The following is a 15,506-nucleotide window of genomic DNA, read 5'->3' as shown; positions in this document are numbered from 1 at the left end:
CTTGAGAATAAAGTTGAATAATATGACTTTTAAGAATGAATCGTAAGACTACCTCTGTAATTAATTTAAGTCGATTTCTCGCTCAAATATTAGTTCAACACATGAACCTTCTATTGCTTGCTGATTGTTTACAACCTGATGAAGGCGCCAGCCACTTTTAGCATAGTTCCCAACTACATCATAATAATGACGATTTGATGATTTCGTGTTAACTTTTACAAATTCGTATTCGTACATCTGTATCCACCCTCCGATGTATGACTCAACACTCATAATTTCCCCAAAAATTATAAAAGTAATATGATCAAATAAAGAAAACTCGTCGACTGACAAGCCTTTTAGCCATAAGCGTAGTGGCACTTATACTTTATTCCTAAAATTGGTGATTACGCACTGTCAATTTATACGATCTTAAAGTGCAATAAAAAAGGTATCCACTAGTATGGACACGTTAAAGAAAAAATAAAACAGTATGAAATATAAAAAATCCCGGAAGTATAATACTCCCGGTTTAAGATAACTCCTTGGATGAAGGGGTTTTCATCATAACTATAACAATTTTTTATTAATTATTAATAAATACAATGTAAAAACAATGTAAATGTCACATCGAAATATTTTTGTTTAATGTTACAATGAATGATGTCCCATGGCCTAGTTTACTTTCAACTTCGATTTTGCCTTTATGAGCTTCGACAAGATGTTTTACGATTGCTAGTCCTAGGCCTGTCCCTCCAGAGTTTCTACTTCTTGCTTTATCTACTCTGTAAAAACGTTCGAAAATACGAGATATGTCTTCTTTTCCAATTCCAACTCCTGTGTCATTGACCTTTAAAACAATATGCTCATTTGTCTCAGAGGCAGTAATAAATACTTTACCACCAGCTGGAGTATAGTGAATTGCGTTATCAACTAAATTAATAATTACTTGTTTTAATCTCAATGCATCAGCATAGACAACTAACGGACTATTTAAATATAATTTGAAGTCTATATTCTTCTCTTCTGCTTTTTGATTAAGCATTTGCTGTACATCTTCAATAACTTGTTTTGCGGATACTTCTGCAAGATCTAATTTAAAATTCTGTTGCTCAATTTTAGATAGGTCTAACAAGTCTTGAATAAGTGTCTGCATACGATCACTTTCCGTTAAAATAATTGATAAGAAGTTTTTACATAACTCATCATTTTCCATTGCTCCATCTAGTAAAGTTTCAGTAAAACCTTTAATAGATGTAATTGGCGTCTTAAGCTCGTGAGATACATTTGCAAAAAAATCTTTTCGAACTTGCTCTAATTTCTTTAATTCACTTATGTCATGGAAAACAAGAACGATTCCTTTCCACTCGTGATTTATCCCAATAATTGGCGCACCATATATTTCAAAATGTTTTCTCTCAATTGATAATGGCAGAATAATTTGCTTTCTAACTTTTATTTCTTTTAGAAAAATTTCTTCTACAATTTCAATGACTTCTTTATGTTTAAATGCGTCATAATAAAGTTCCCCTAGTATACTTCTGGAGTCAATTTTGAACGTTTCTCGATATGTTTTATTAATTAGGTTAACATGACCTCTACTATTAATTAAAACAACTCCGCTACCAATATTATGGATTAAAGTGTTTAATCGATCTTGCTGCATTTCTTGTTGACTAGTCATTTCTTGTAGATTTTTAGCAAGTACATTCATTGCTTGGCTTAGCATTGTTGTCGATTCATTACTTTCGGCTAATGTTCTAGCCTTATAATTCCCTTTTGATAATTCAATTGCAACTTGTGTAATATCTTCAATTGGTTTTGAAAATTGATGCGAGTAACGTATCAATAAAATTATGATGGCAAATAGAACAAAACCTAATAATGAAAATAATAACATCGAAATACTTCGGTAAACTTCTTTGATTGATTTAGTTGAATAATCAACAATCAAAAATTGCTTATTACCATGTTTATCTGTTATTTTCTTCCCGTAATATTTAGCTGCAGTATCTTTTTCAATAAATTTAGTTGCAGTATCTACTTTATCAAGTCGTTCTAGATAAGCTTTTAAATTCTTTGATGATATATTCAATTCCACATTCTCATTGCTAGATTTAGCGATAAGATTATACTGATCATCAAATAAAATAATATCGATATTTAAGTCCTTAGATATCTTTTTTAACGTTTGATTCGATATATTCTTTGTTAATGGAGTATTTGACTCCATTATTGAAGCAATTAAGTTAGTCTCTTTCTCAATTCTCTGATCATAGTTTGTCAGATAAAAGGATTTAAATATTTGCCCTAATACGATTCCTAATATAACAAGAATAACGATTATTATTGCAGAGAATCCATAAAGCAATTTCCGATTTAGATTACTCATTTAATCTTGGTTCCTCTAATTTATATCCTAATCCACGAATTGTTTTTATATAAACTGGTTTTTTCGAGTCTAGTTCAATCTTTTCTCTTAAATGGCTAATATGAACATCGACAATTCTAGTGTCTCCAGCAAAATCATAATTCCAAACGGCACTTAATAATTGATCTCGAGTTAATACTCTACCTTTATTTTTCGTTAAATATAATAATAACTCAAATTCCTTAGGTGTTAACTCTAGTTTTTCACCTTGGAAATATGCTTCATAGTACTCTGGTAGGATTTTTAACTCAGCTATTATTAATGTATCAGCATCGTCGTTTGTCTGTACTGGTGTCTCAGTAATTTTCGATCTTCTTAAAATCGCTTTAACCCTAGCTACGACTTCTCTTGGGCTAAATGGTTTTGTCATGTAATCATCGGCACCGAGTTCAAGTCCTAACACTTTATCAAATTCATCATCTTTTGCTGTAACCATTAAAATAGGCGTCGTATTTCTTTGAAGTCTTAATTCTTTACATACTTCCATACCATCTTTTTTAGGTAGCATTAGATCTAAAACAATTAATTCTGGTTTTTCCTCTATAGCCTTTTGTAAACCTTCTTCCCCATCAGTAGCTGTAACTACTTGAAAGCCTGCCTGTTCTAGATTAAATTTGATTAAAGTTAAGATATGCTCTTCATCGTCAACTACAAGAATTTTATTGTTCATTTCCTATTCCTCCAGGTCATTGATAAACCCTCATCCACTTGAATCTTATATTATTTTTCTATATCTACTTTTTAATCATACTAAAAATTCTAACAGACGTAAAACGTAAAAAAGTAAGGATGGAAGGTTCCTTCAAAAGTAAAACACAAAAAAAAGAATGTCAGTGGACATTCTTTTTTTAAAAGTTTTCATATAGTAAAGCATTTGATTGGTTTACAGTTGGTGGAATTACCGTTAGTTTTCCATTAGCGATTTCAGTTTGCGTTTTATTTAAAACGCTTACATTAATATATACTTCATTTAAATCTAAGTTAATTTCGACTACTTCAAAATGAATTGAAATTGTTTCATTGTGGTATATATGTTGATCAAATTGGAGTTCCTTTTTAATAATATGACTTCCTGGGCCAGGTAAATGTTTTGTAACTGCTGCGGAAACTAACCCACTTATAATAAAACTTGGAACAATCGGTTTATTATATTTTGTTTGTGAAGCATAGTTATATTGAGTATATAATGGGTTGGTATCGCCTGTTAAAGCCAGGTATAAGTAAATATGTTTTTCATCAATATGTTCTGTTACAATTAACTTTTCACCAATTGAAATGTCTTCAAGTTTTCGTCCGATTTTTGCTTTTTTAGTTAACATATTAAACCCCCTGTTTATCTTAATATTTTAAAAATTCGATAAACAACAGCAAATTTCCTTCTTAATCGGCAAAATTTTTATAAAAAACTTTATATTTATTTTCTCCTTTATGTAAAATAAAATTCCATCTTTCTCCTTAATAAGTAATATAAATACTCTATTGAAGTACTGTCTTTAAAAATCATGTTAGTTTGTTGCATAAAAAACATGTACATACTTATACCGTGAAACGTCATTTCGGAGCATAATTTTTTGGTATAATCTAGTAGTAAAGATGTTTAAATGAAAGATTGGCTAAGTTAAAAGGAGAGATGGACATGTCCTATACAGTTGATTTTAAAAATGTGTCTACAGTTGGTTTAGAGTCTTCCCCCGTAGCAGATGCACTTGCTGGTTTACGCGCTAATGAAGCTCGTTATTTTATGAACAAGTACAAACATGAATTTACGGTTGTACCTGCTAGTGAAAGCCAGGAGACACTTGATTATGTTAACCGAATTTTGAAAGAAGAACGTGATATCGTATTCGCTGCTAAACCGTTAGAAACTTCTCGCTTTCAAGTGGCTAACATTAAATTTGCCTACGTCTTTTATGAGGATGGACTTTCGATTAACGTAATGTATACGGTTGATGATCCTAAAAAGCGTGCTGTTGGCTTTAAACTTTCAGACGGAATGGAAATTCCAATGGAGTTAGTAGACAAGTTTAAGTTTGCTAGGCAGAAGTCTAAATTAGCTGGAACGATTCGTGGCTCATATTTTGTTATTAAAGGTGAATATTAAAATAGATTAAAAATCAAAGACCCACAAGGTAGTTAGAAAATAACTTGTGGGTCTTCTTTTTAAGCTAAAACGTTCATAACGTTTTTGACAGCTGCAACTGAACGATCTAACGCTGTTTTTTCTTCAGCTGTTAAATCTAATTCGATAATTTGTTCAATACCGTTTCCGCCAATTATTGTAGGAACTCCTAAGTAAATACCGCTGTAGCCATATTCGCCTTCTAAATAAGCGATTGTAGGTAACACGCGACGTTGATCCTTAAGTATAGCTTCAACCATTTCTACTAAAGATGCAGCAGGTGCATAATAAGCACTTCCGTTACCTAGTAGATTAACGATTTCTCCGCCACCCTTACGAGTACGTTCAACAATAGCATCTAAACGATCTTTTGGAATTAATTTTTCTAATGGAATACCACCGGCATATGAATAACGCACTAATGGTACCATATCGTCTCCGTGACCACCTAAAACAAATCCAGAAATATCTTTAACGGATAGATTTAATTCTTGCGCTACAAACGTTCTAAAACGAGCTGTGTCAAGAACTCCAGATTGTCCAATAACGCGGTGTTTAGGAAAACCAGCTTCTTTGTATACTGTATAAGTCATTGCATCAACCGGATTCGTTAAAACAACAATTGTACAGTTAGGAGAGTATTTTACGATTTCGCGAGTAACTGCTTTCATGATGTTTGAGTTAGTTGATACTAGATCATCACGGCTCATACCCGGTTTACGAGCGATACCTGCTGTGATTACTACTACATCTGAATTAGCTGTGTCAGCATAATCACTAGTACCAATAATGTTAGCATCAAATCCTTGAACTGGACTTGCTTCAAGCATATCTAAGGCTTTGCCCTTAGTAGGGTTCTCTAGTTGTGGAATATCAACTATTACTACATCCCCTAATTCTTTTTGTGCAAGCAAGAAAGCTGTTGTAGCACCAGTAAACCCAGCACCTACTACGGAAATTTTACGTCTGCGAATTGACATACAAATACCTCCCTTTAATTTACAAACACAATTTAATTATACAAGAACTGATTCCATATTTGAAATTAATTCGTTTGCAAATTCAGAACATTTCACTTCAGTAGCTCCATCCATTAGACGAGCAAAGTCATAAGTAACAACTTTTGAAGCGATTGTTTTTTCCATTGATTTAAGAATCATAGAAGCTGCCTCATTCCAACCCATATGCTCAAGCATTAATACTCCAGAAAGAATAACTGAAGATGGGTTTACTTTATCTAGTCCAGCGTATTTAGGTGCTGTACCATGAGTAGCTTCAAAAATAGCATGTCCAGTTTCGTAGTTGATATTTGCTCCAGGAGCGATACCAATTCCACCAACTTGAGCAGCAAGTGCATCAGAAATATAGTCACCATTTAAGTTCATTGTAGCTACTACATCGAACTCACGTGGTCTAGTTAAAATTTGTTGTAAGAAGATATCAGCAATGCTATCTTTTACTAGGATTTTACCAGCTTTTTCAGCTTCATCCATTGCTTTGTTAGCAGCATCTTTACCGCTTGTTTCTACAATGCGATCGTATTCTGCCCATGTAAATACTTTATCGCCGAATTCTTGCTCAGCAACTTCATAACCCCAATTCTTAAATGCACCTTCAGTAAATTTCATGATATTGCCTTTATGAACTAAAGTTAAAGATTTACGGTTTTCTTGAATTGCATAATTAATTGCTGCACGTACAAGACGTTTTGTACCTTCTTCAGAAATTGGTTTAATACCAATACCAGATGTTTCTGGGAAACGGATTTTATTAACACCCATTTCTTTTTGTAAGAATTCGATAACTTTTTGAACTGCTTCAGAACCTTTTTCATATTCGATACCAGCATAGATATCTTCAGTGTTTTCACGGAAAATTACCATATCTGTATCTTCTGGACGCTTAACTGGTGAAGGTACACCTTCAAAGTAACGAACAGGGCGTAAGCACACAAATAAATCTAATTCTTGACGTAGAGCAACGTTTAAAGAACGAATACCACCACCAACTGGAGTCGTTAAAGGTCCTTTAATTGCAATCATGTACTCTTCAATTAAATTTAAAGTTTCTTGTGGTAACCATTCACCAGTAACATTAAATGCTTTTTCACCAGCAAGAACTTCTTTCCATTCAATTTTACGATTACCATTATATGCTTTTTCAACAGCTGCATCTAAAACACGTGAAGATGCTGCCCAAATATCTGGGCCTGTACCGTCGCCTTCAATAAAAGGAATAATTGGATTGTTTGGCACGTTTAATTGGCCGTCTACTAATGTAATTTTTTCAGCTTGCATTACATGCTCCCCCTTGTATAAATAAATTAAATTCATTAAAATACATGCTTTTGAGAGGAAGATTCCTCTTCCTCTCTTTACTATACCACTATTATTCGAATATTAAATACTATTTTAAGTATTCAATTATTTCTTTATGCACGCTCTTCAATTGGAATGTAAGAGTTTTTCTCTGGTCCTGTATAATCTGCACGCGGACGAATAATACGATTATTTTCATATTGTTCTAGAATGTGAGCAGTCCAGCCAGACATTCGGCTAATAGCAAAGATTGGAGTAAATAAATCATGTTCAATTCCTAAGCTGTGATAAACAGATGCAGAGTAGAAATCTACATTTGGTGGAATATTCTTTTGAGTTGTAACAAGTTCTTCAATTTTTTCAGACATTGTGTACCATTTTAACTCTCCAGTAATTGCACCTAATTGACGAGACATTTCTTTTAAATGTTTCGCACGTGGGTCCCCACCACGGTATACGCGATGACCGAATCCCATAATTTTAGCTTTAGCATCCATTTTTTCCTGAATGTAAGATTCAACATTTTCTATCTCACCAATTTCAGCTAACATTTTCATAACGCTTTCATTTGCGCCACCGTGTAATGGACCTTTTAAAGCACCAATCGCAGCTGTAATACCTGAATAAATATCAGATAATGTAGCTACGCAAACGCGTGCAGTAAAAGTTGAAGCATTTAATTCATGATCAGCATGAAGTACTAAAGCCTTATTAATTGCTTCTTCAGCAATTGCATTAGGTTTGTCACCAGTTAGCATGTATAAGAAATTAGCTGAGAATGATAAATCTTTATTAGGAGCGACTGGTTCAAGCCCTTGACGGATTCGAGAAAACGCTGCCACAAATGTTGAAATTTTAGCTTGAAGTTGGATTGCTTTAAGATAATTTGAATCTGCGTCCATTGCTTCAGCATTTTTGTCATACAATGCTAGCATTGAAATAACTGTACGTAATACAGTCATAGGATGTACATTTTTTAAGTTTGTTGATTTTAAGTAAGCAATAACTTCTTCTGGTAACTCAGCATTATTTGCTAATTGAGAAGTAAGTTCTTTAAGTTGATCCTTATTTGGTAATTTGCGATGCCATAATAAATATACTACTTCTTCAAAACTTGCATATTCTGCTAATTCATCAATACCGATACCTACATAAGTTAATGTATCATCAATAATAGAACTTATAGAAGTCGTAGCTGCTACAACACCCTCTAAACCACTTTTAACTGTCATATTCCCCTCTCTCCTTTACGCAAAAATTTCCCTAGTATTTATACATACATATACTGGTATAACTCTTTTAAATTACCGAGTATACATAGAAAGGAACCCTACTATCATTTATTATAAACAATAATCTGACTTTTGTGAATGAAAACAATTTACTAAAATATAATTATTATTCAATTACTTAATTAATTCTACAATCCAAATGAATAGATATGCGATTCCAGCACCAATTAAAGGCCCTACTGCAACCCCTTTAAATACCGCTACAGACAGTACAGTACCTAGTACTAAAGCTGCTGTAATTTGTGGACTAGTAGCTAATAATTGTACTCCACCTTTTGCCAATAGAGCTACGGCGATACCAGAGAGTAGTGCGATCCAAGCAACAGGGGTTTTTAATGCATCAATCAAATTTTTAAAACCGATTTCACCGGTCGCGATTGGTACTAATACAGCAATCGTAATGATCGTTACGCCTAAATTAATACCTTTTGATTGCATATAAGGAAATACACGTACTCCCAGAGGCGTATATTTTAGTACTAACAATACTATAATTGAAATAATTAAAGAGTTATTTTTAGCAACTGCACCAATTAATAATAAAACTAAAAGAAAAATTGTCGATTGACTCATTTGTTAATATCCCCTTAATGTATAATTTATTAATAAATACTATTAAACTTTACTATTATAAAAAAATAATTCTTGATAAAATAAGACAAGAGGACTCATTTCACTTTGGAAGGAGGTAAAAGTTTGAATAGAACTTTAGTTTTTCAGATCATTCGGTTTTTATTTGTAATCGTATGTACTATTTTAGGTCTTTACGTGGCACTATTCATCTCAAAACTTACATACCCTTTCATCATTGCTTTAATCATCGCATATCTTTTAAATCCACTAGTAAATTTATTAAACGAGAAAGCCAGAATACCAAGAGGAATAGCAGCATTTTTATCAATTGTTTTACTACTAGCTGTACTAGCAGGATTATTTACATTATTAATTACGGAAATTATTTCGGGTTCAACTTATTTAATTCAAGTTGTTCCAGAAAGCTTTGAACGATTAATTTATTTCGTAGAAAATATTGTTACTGACAAGGTGATTCCTTTATATGACTTAATTATGAGTAAATATAGTCAACTAGGTGCTGGTCAACAACAAACGATTCGCACAAATATACAATCGATTGGCGATTCTGCAATTAATCTAGGAAAAGAAGCATTAAACGGAATTATTGTAGGGATTAAACTAGTAATCGCTTTATTACCAAATACTGCTACTTTAATATTCGTTTCTTTATTAGCAACATTCTTTATTAGTAAAGATTGGTACAAAATAAAAAATTTATTCGCAAAATATACTCCAGATCGAATTCAACATTACAGCAAAACAATATTTATTGATTTACGAAAAGCTTTATTTGGTTTTATTAAGGCACATATCACTCTTATTTCTATGACGACTGTGCTAGTCTTAATCGGATTATTAATATTAAGAATTCCTTTTGCAATCACTATAGCTATTCTAATCGGTTTCATCGACTTACTTCCTTACTTAGGAACTGGCTTAATTTTTGTACCATGGATCTTATATACATTTTTGTCAAATGATTATAAATTAACGATTGGTCTCGCAATTTTATATGGTGTTGTAATTGTCCAACGTCAACTTGCAGAGCCAAAAGTTCTATCTTCAAATATCGGACTACAACCGCTTCCTACTTTAATCTCGTTATTTGTAGGTTTTAAATTTTTTGGTTTATTAGGATTGATTGTCGGTCCAGTAACTTTAGTAGTTTTATCAACTTTGTATCGAGCAAGAGTCTTCCATGAACTTTGGTATTATATTAGAGGTTCGCATTAAACTCAAATTTTTATTTATTGCAAATGAAAACGAGAAAGCTAAACTGCTTTCTCGTTTTTTTTGTCTCATATAAAAAGCTCTTGCCTTTCTGCTGTTTATTTCTTTATATATCCCGTCCATACAACATTACCTTTTAGCTTTTTCATTACAAAATAAATTAGTTGTTGAACAAATTTGATTCTAACTGGTTTAATTAACAAAACGATTGCTAGTAAGTCGGTAATTGGTCCTGGAATAAAAAATAGGAGGCCAATTAGGAAAAATGATAATCCCTCTATCATGATTAAATCTGGCATTTTGCCTGCCCGAAGCTGTTCTCCGGCTTGTTGTTTAACTGTAACCCAAACGGTTCTCATGATATATATACCAATCAAAAGCGTACCGATTAGCCAAAGAAATACTGATAAGGAACCAATTACTCTACCAAGTAAAGTTAAACAGATTAAATCAATTAATGGGATTAACAATAGCCAACCAACAAGTTTTTTCATGATAGTTTCACCTCTTGCTTAGAATTAAAAATATATCTCTTAATAATCATATTCAAGTTAAAAAATAAAGAGAAGGAAACTTTGTCCTTCTCTTTATTATATCTTAAAATATGCTTTTATGTCCTGTACTAACTATTCCTCTAGAAGCATCTACTGTAACTGCTTGACCATTTACTAAAATGTTCGTTGCATTTTCAACTCCAACAATTACTGGAATTCCTAAGCTAACACCTACTACTGCAGCATGGCTTGTTAATCCACCTTCTTCAGTAATAATAGCTGCTGCTCTTTCAATCGCTGGCATCATGTCTCTATCGGTACTATTTGTTACAAGAATACTTCCTGGTGTAACTTTCGAAACAGCTTCTTCACCTGTTTTTGCGATGACAACTTTTCCTGCGGCAGTTTTGCGACCAATACCTTGACCTTGAGCGATCACGTCACCTACTACATGGATTTTCATCATATTTGTCATACCTGTTTCGCCAACTGGTAATCCAGCCGTAATGATGACAGTATCACCATTTGAAACAAATTTTGCGTCTTGAGCCGCTTCCATCGCATGTTGTAACATTTCATCAGTTGAGTTTGCTCTTTCTCTATATTCAGTTTGAACTCCCCAAACTAAAGTAAGACGGCGACAAATACGAATATCGGATGTAATAGCTAAAATAGGCGCTTTTGGACGATATTTTGAAATCATTTTCGCAGTATGTCCACTCTCTGTAGGAGCAATAATTGCAGCTACTTTTAAGTTTAAAGCCGTTGCTGCAACTGATTGACCAATCGCATCTGTAATTGTACCTTTATTTTCTCTTTGGCGCTTTTTAAATAATTCTTCGTATTGTAAGCTTTTTTCAATTCGAAGCGCAATTGAGTTCATCATTGAGACAGATTCAACTGGATATGAACCTGCAGCAGTTTCACCTGATAACATAATTGCATCAGTACCATCAAGAATGGCATTTGCAACGTCACTTGCCTCTGCTCGTGTTGGTCGAGGATTACGTTGCATAGAATCTAACATTTGAGTAGCAGTAATTACTGGCTTACCTAAATTATTACATTTTTTTATTAATAGTTTTTGAACGATTGGTACCTCTTCTGGTGGAATTTCTACACCCATATCGCCACGTGCAACCATTAAACCATCTGAAACCTCGAGAATTTCATCGATATTATCGATCCCTTCTTGGTTTTCGATTTTTGGTATGATTTGAATATACTCAGCGCCATGTTTACCTAAAAGCTCACGAATTTCTAATACATCAGAAGCTTTACGAACGAAGGATGCCGCAATAAAATCTACTTTTTGCTCAATACCAAATTCGATATCGCTTATATCTTTTTCTGTAATACCAGGTAAATTTACACGTACATTTGGTACGTTTACACCTTTTTTATTTTTTACTAAACCGCTGTTTAACACTTTAGTACGAATATCATTTCCTTCAATACCGATTACTTCTAATCCTATTAATCCATCATCGATAAGAATTTTAGAACCAACATGTACGTCGTCAATTAATCCTTCGTAAGAAACTGCAAATTTTTCTGCTGTACCTACTACTGGTTCCGTAGTAATAATAACTTCATTTCCTGTTTTTAATTCTGCTTGGCCACCTTCAAAATCTAAAGTTCGAATTTCTGGTCCTTTTGTATCTAAAAGAATCGCTACAGTTCTACCAGTTTTTTTTGAAGCCTCTCGGATACTTGTAATTCTTGCAGCATGCTCTTCATGAGAACCATGCGAGAAGTTTAAACGTGCTACGTTCATTCCTGCATTAATTAACTCTACTAATTTTTCTACCGATTCACTAGCAGGACCAATCGTACAAACTATTTTTGTTTTACGCATTTTTTACCCTCCAAATTTATAAAACTCTATTTTATTACGAAATTTATGAAATCGATTGCCCAATTAAATCTAACTAATTAAATTGAAAGTTCTTGAGATAATTGATACATATCTCGGTCAAGTTCATGCTTTTTAGATAGTGCTTCGATAATGTCATGGTCAACTAACTTATTATTTTGGATTCCAACGCAACGTCCACCTTTACCCTCCATAAGTAGTTCAACCGCTCTTGCTCCTAGACGACTCGCTAAAACTCGATCAGCAGCACTTGGTGAACCACCACGTTGAACATGTCCTAAAACTGTTACACGCGTATCAAAGTGAGTTCGTTCTTGTATTACTTTACCAATCTCAATTGCACTTCCGACGCCTTCTGCCACTACAATGATACTGTGTTTTTTACCACGTTCACTACCACGGTTTAATTTACTAATAATATCATCCATATCATAGTCACATTCAGGTATTAAAATCGTTTCTGCTCCATCAGCTAATCCTGCCCATAATGCAATATCACCTGCATTACGACCCATTACTTCAATTACATATGTACGCTCATGTGATGTCGCTGTATCACGAATTTTATCAATCGCATCAATTACTGTATTTAATGCTGTATCGAATCCAATTGTAAAATCAGTACCTGGAATATCATTATCAATTGTACCTGGAACACCAACGCAAGGATAACCATGTTCAGTCAACTTCTTTGCACCTTGGTATGATCCATCCCCACCAATAACAACTAATCCTTCAATACCAAACTTTTTAAGCTGTTCGATTCCTTTCATTTGTCCTTCTAATGTTTTAAATTCTGGACAACGTGCACTAAGTAGTTTTGTCCCACCACGATGAATAATATCACCAACAGAACCTAACTCTAGCTTCTCGATATTTCCATTAATAAGTCCTGAATATCCTTGGTATACCCCATAAACTTCTAGACCATGGAAAATCGCTTTCCTTACAACTGCACGTACAGCAGCGTTCATTCCTGGAGAATCTCCTCCACTAGTTAATACGCCAATTCTTTTCATTATGTATTCACCTCAATGATTTTACCTTATGCACTTATTCATTTTTATAAAGTACCATGTAATGCCTTTTTAAACAATAGAAATAATGTGAACTTTTTCATAAACTTTTTTTAATGAATAAAACACTTTTAAAAAGTATGACGACACCTTAAAGCATATTGCTATTTTTTACTAATTTTATAAAAAAAATACAAAAAGAGCATGCTAACAAATTGTTTCACACACTCTAGAAGTTAAACTAAATATTATTGGTTAAAAGAAATTTTCCCTAACTTTGCGTGTTTTTCATATCGTTGTTGAACTAGCTCTTCTTTATCCATCGTTAACAGTGACTTTAATGTTTCGTATAAGTACTTGTCGATATACTTAGCCTGTTGTTCAACATCATTTTGTGCTCCACCTTTTACTTCAGGAATAATTTGGTCAACTACACCTAATTCTAATAAGTCTGGAGCTGTGATTTTCATTGTTTCAGCTGCTCTACGTGCTTGTGAAGAATCTTTCCACAATAGTGCTGCTGCGCCTTCTGGTGAAATAACAGAGTAAGTTGAGTTTTCTAACATCAGTAACTTATTACCAATTCCTAATGCTAACGCTCCACCACTACCACCTTCACCAATTACAATACAAATAGTAGGTACTTTTAAGCCTGCCATTTCAAAAATATTTCGGGCAATTGCTTCACTTTGTCCACGCTCTTCAGCTGCCTTACCAGGATAAGCACCTTTTGTATCAATAAAAGCGATAATCGGTCTGTTAAATTTCTCTGCTTGCTTCATTAAACGAAGTGCTTTTCGGTACCCTTCTGGATGTGGCATACCGAAATTACGTTTAATATTTTCTTTAGTATCTTTACCACGCTGATGTCCCACGATCGTAACTGGTAATCCACGGTAAGATGCGATACCTGAAACGATTGCAGCATCGTCTCCAAATAATCGATCACCATGACATTCAAAGAAATCTGTAAATAATCTATTAACATAATCTAAAGTAGTTGGTCGTTCTGGATGTCTAGCAACTTGTACACGATCCCAAACTCCCATGTTACCGTATATTTCATTTTCTAAGGTTTTTAAACGTTCTTCTAAACGTCTGATTTCTTCAGAAAAATCAACATCATGTTGACTTGTATAAACCTTAAGTTCGTCTATTTTTGTCTTTAGTTCATGAATCGGTTTTTCGAATTCTAACATAACCACTATTGCAAGACACCCCCTTGATGTAAATTAAGGATTGTAAATAATTTTGAACGTAATTCTAATCGTGAAATGACAGCATCAAGCTGACCATGATTCAAAAGAAATTCAGCAGTTTGGAAATCTTCAGGTAGTTCTTCACGGATTGTTTGCTCGATAATACGTCTACCAGCAAAGCCAATTAAAGCACCAGGCTCAGCAAAGTTAAAATCACCTAAAGATGCAAAACTAGCAGATACTCCACCTGTAGTTGGATTTGTCATAATTGAAATTGCTAAATAACCTAGCTCGCTATGCTTTTTAAGCGCAGCACTAGTTTTTGCCATTTGCATTAAACTTAAAATACCTTCCTGCATACGAGCCCCGCCAGATGCAGTAAAAATAATAAATGGTGAACCGTCAGATGAAGCTCGCTCAACTGCACGAGTTATTTTCTCACCGACAACAGAGCCCATGCTTCCCATTCGGAATCTTGCATCCATAACTGCAATTACAACAGGAATTCCGTCGATTTTTCCTTTTCCTGTAACAATCGCCTCGTTAAGCTCTGTTTTTTTACGATCTCCTTCAAGCTTCTCTATGTAATCAGGGAAGTGTAAAGGATTTGCAGAAACCATATTTTGATCAAACTCTTCAAAAGTATCTTCATCAATTAAGCTTTCGATTCTTTCGAATGCTGTCATTTGATGGTGATATCCACAACTATTACAAACTTTTAGGTTTTTTATTAATTCTTTTGTAATACTAATTTTTTTGCATTTAGGACATTTTGTCATAACACCGTCAGGTAAATCTTGTCTCATTACTTCTGAAGGTATAGATGCATATTTTTTCTTTTTGGAAAATAAGTCTTTGATTTGCAACCTAATTCCTCCTAACTTTTTTAGTACTAAATACTAATAGGATACTATAAATGTTATACACTTTTTGTTAACATTTGTCGATAAAATTCAGCTAAATTTCGTCATTCCAA

Annotated in this window: 15 protein-coding genes; 2 read left to right on the top strand and 13 right to left on the bottom strand. The window is 33.6% G+C overall.

Translation table 11 applies throughout. The features are described from left to right. Positions 1–60: 60 nt before the first annotated feature. The 4 genes from RAH41_RS03140 to RAH41_RS03125 all read right to left on the bottom strand — a co-directional run bounded on the left by RAH41_RS03140 (position 61) and on the right by RAH41_RS03125 (position 3,729). Positions 61–237, bottom strand: coding sequence for a DUF4177 domain-containing protein (locus RAH41_RS03140; protein WP_167555369.1), 177 nt, complete (start codon positions 235–237; stop codon positions 61–63). Between the two features lie 367 nt (positions 238–604). Continuing rightward, positions 605–2,371 (bottom strand): two-component system histidine kinase PnpS, encoded by a 1,767-nt coding sequence (gene pnpS, locus RAH41_RS03135; protein ID WP_331220563.1) that lies wholly within the window; start codon positions 2,369–2,371, stop codon positions 605–607. Then, positions 2,364–3,080: a response regulator transcription factor gene (locus tag RAH41_RS03130; RefSeq protein WP_331220562.1), complete on the bottom strand. Its 717-nt coding sequence runs from the start codon at positions 3,078–3,080 to the stop codon at positions 2,364–2,366. Before RAH41_RS03130 ends, pnpS begins: the two co-directional genes overlap by 8 nt. Before the next feature lie 178 nt (positions 3,081–3,258). Further along, positions 3,259–3,729, bottom strand: coding sequence for a MaoC/PaaZ C-terminal domain-containing protein (locus RAH41_RS03125; protein WP_331220561.1), 471 nt, complete (start codon positions 3,727–3,729; stop codon positions 3,259–3,261). Between the two features lie 317 nt (positions 3,730–4,046). Between RAH41_RS03125 and RAH41_RS03120 the strand changes: the two genes are divergently transcribed. After that, positions 4,047–4,511: a phage tail protein gene (locus RAH41_RS03120; protein ID WP_331220560.1), complete on the top strand. Its 465-nt coding sequence runs from the start codon at positions 4,047–4,049 to the stop codon at positions 4,509–4,511. 59 nt (positions 4,512–4,570) lie between these two features. Here RAH41_RS03120 and mdh read toward each other — a convergent pair whose 3' ends face one another. The 4 genes from mdh to RAH41_RS03100 all read right to left on the bottom strand — a co-directional run bounded on the left by mdh (position 4,571) and on the right by RAH41_RS03100 (position 8,712). Beyond that, entirely contained in the window at positions 4,571–5,509 is a 939-nt protein-coding gene (mdh, locus tag RAH41_RS03115; RefSeq protein WP_098862867.1) for a malate dehydrogenase, read from the bottom strand. A 36-nt stretch (positions 5,510–5,545) separates the two neighbouring features. Then, positions 5,546–6,826 carry an NADP-dependent isocitrate dehydrogenase gene (gene icd, locus RAH41_RS03110; RefSeq protein WP_097979088.1) on the bottom strand — a complete coding sequence of 427 codons (1,281 nt, stop codon included), beginning with the start codon at positions 6,824–6,826 and terminating at the stop codon, positions 5,546–5,548. A gap of 134 nt (positions 6,827–6,960) precedes the next feature. Next, the gene (gene citZ, locus RAH41_RS03105; RefSeq protein WP_331220557.1) at positions 6,961–8,079 is read right to left on the bottom strand and encodes a citrate synthase; all 1,119 of its coding nucleotides are present in this window, start codon (positions 8,077–8,079) and stop codon (positions 6,961–6,963) included. A gap of 174 nt (positions 8,080–8,253) precedes the next feature. Next, the gene (locus RAH41_RS03100) at positions 8,254–8,712 is read right to left on the bottom strand and encodes a DUF441 domain-containing protein (protein ID WP_331220555.1); all 459 of its coding nucleotides are present in this window, start codon (positions 8,710–8,712) and stop codon (positions 8,254–8,256) included. A gap of 123 nt (positions 8,713–8,835) precedes the next feature. On the opposite strand from RAH41_RS03100, the gene ytvI reads away from it, so the two are divergent. Further along, the gene (ytvI, locus tag RAH41_RS03095; protein WP_331220553.1) at positions 8,836–9,948 is read left to right on the top strand and encodes a sporulation integral membrane protein YtvI; all 1,113 of its coding nucleotides are present in this window, start codon (positions 8,836–8,838) and stop codon (positions 9,946–9,948) included. A 95-nt stretch (positions 9,949–10,043) separates the two neighbouring features. On the opposite strand, the gene RAH41_RS03090 is transcribed toward ytvI, so the two are convergent. From RAH41_RS03090 to accD, 5 genes are all read right to left on the bottom strand, one after another. Next, positions 10,044–10,439: an FxsA family protein gene (locus tag RAH41_RS03090; protein WP_331220551.1), complete on the bottom strand. Its 396-nt coding sequence runs from the start codon at positions 10,437–10,439 to the stop codon at positions 10,044–10,046. Positions 10,440–10,542: 103 nt separating this feature from the next. Then, positions 10,543–12,297, bottom strand: coding sequence for a pyruvate kinase (gene pyk / locus RAH41_RS03085; protein ID WP_331220549.1), 1,755 nt, complete (start codon positions 12,295–12,297; stop codon positions 10,543–10,545). 77 nt (positions 12,298–12,374) lie between these two features. Then, positions 12,375–13,334, bottom strand: a complete 960-nt coding sequence (pfkA, locus tag RAH41_RS03080) for a 6-phosphofructokinase (protein WP_069034601.1) — start codon at positions 13,332–13,334, stop codon at positions 12,375–12,377. A 245-nt stretch (positions 13,335–13,579) separates the two neighbouring features. Then, positions 13,580–14,536, bottom strand: coding sequence for an acetyl-CoA carboxylase carboxyl transferase subunit alpha (accA, locus tag RAH41_RS03075; RefSeq protein WP_419471556.1), 957 nt, complete (start codon positions 14,534–14,536; stop codon positions 13,580–13,582). Next, positions 14,536–15,336, bottom strand: coding sequence for an acetyl-CoA carboxylase, carboxyltransferase subunit beta (accD, locus tag RAH41_RS03070; RefSeq protein ID WP_098232217.1), 801 nt, complete (start codon positions 15,334–15,336; stop codon positions 14,536–14,538). The genes accA and accD overlap by 1 nt, the downstream gene beginning before the upstream one ends. Positions 15,337–15,506: the final 170 nt, after the last annotated feature.

Origin of the sequence: Gottfriedia acidiceleris, assembly GCF_036421055.1 — a bacterium.
GTDB lineage: Bacteria > Bacillota > Bacilli > Bacillales > Bacillaceae_G > Gottfriedia > Gottfriedia acidiceleris_C.
This window is presented reverse-complemented; position numbering and strand designations above follow the sequence as displayed.

What these genes read in the sequence shown, in the direction of transcription:
- accD (WP_098232217.1), bottom strand. Translation starts at nt 15,336, where the DNA reads ATGAGACAAGATTTACCTGACGGTGTTATGACAAAATGTCCTAAATGC.
- RAH41_RS03090 (WP_331220551.1), bottom strand. Translation starts at nt 10,439, where the DNA reads ATGAAAAAACTTGTTGGTTGGCTATTGTTAATCCCATTAATTGATTTA.
- RAH41_RS03125 (WP_331220561.1), bottom strand. Translation starts at nt 3,729, where the DNA reads ATGTTAACTAAAAAAGCAAAAATCGGACGAAAACTTGAAGACATTTCA.
- mdh (WP_098862867.1), bottom strand. Translation starts at nt 5,509, where the DNA reads ATGTCAATTCGCAGACGTAAAATTTCCGTAGTAGGTGCTGGGTTTACT.
- pyk (WP_331220549.1), bottom strand. Translation starts at nt 12,297, where the DNA reads ATGCGTAAAACAAAAATAGTTTGTACGATTGGTCCTGCTAGTGAATCG.
- icd (WP_097979088.1), bottom strand. Translation starts at nt 6,826, where the DNA reads ATGCAAGCTGAAAAAATTACATTAGTAGACGGCCAATTAAACGTGCCA.
- RAH41_RS03130 (WP_331220562.1), bottom strand. Translation starts at nt 3,080, where the DNA reads ATGAACAATAAAATTCTTGTAGTTGACGATGAAGAGCATATCTTAACT.
- citZ (WP_331220557.1), bottom strand. Translation starts at nt 8,079, where the DNA reads ATGACAGTTAAAAGTGGTTTAGAGGGTGTTGTAGCAGCTACGACTTCT.
- RAH41_RS03140 (WP_167555369.1), bottom strand. Translation starts at nt 237, where the DNA reads ATGTACGAATACGAATTTGTAAAAGTTAACACGAAATCATCAAATCGT.
- RAH41_RS03100 (WP_331220555.1), bottom strand. Translation starts at nt 8,712, where the DNA reads ATGAGTCAATCGACAATTTTTCTTTTAGTTTTATTATTAATTGGTGCA.
- pnpS (WP_331220563.1), bottom strand. Translation starts at nt 2,371, where the DNA reads ATGAGTAATCTAAATCGGAAATTGCTTTATGGATTCTCTGCAATAATA.
- RAH41_RS03120 (WP_331220560.1), top strand. Translation starts at nt 4,047, where the DNA reads ATGTCCTATACAGTTGATTTTAAAAATGTGTCTACAGTTGGTTTAGAG.
- pfkA (WP_069034601.1), bottom strand. Translation starts at nt 13,334, where the DNA reads ATGAAAAGAATTGGCGTATTAACTAGTGGAGGAGATTCTCCAGGAATG.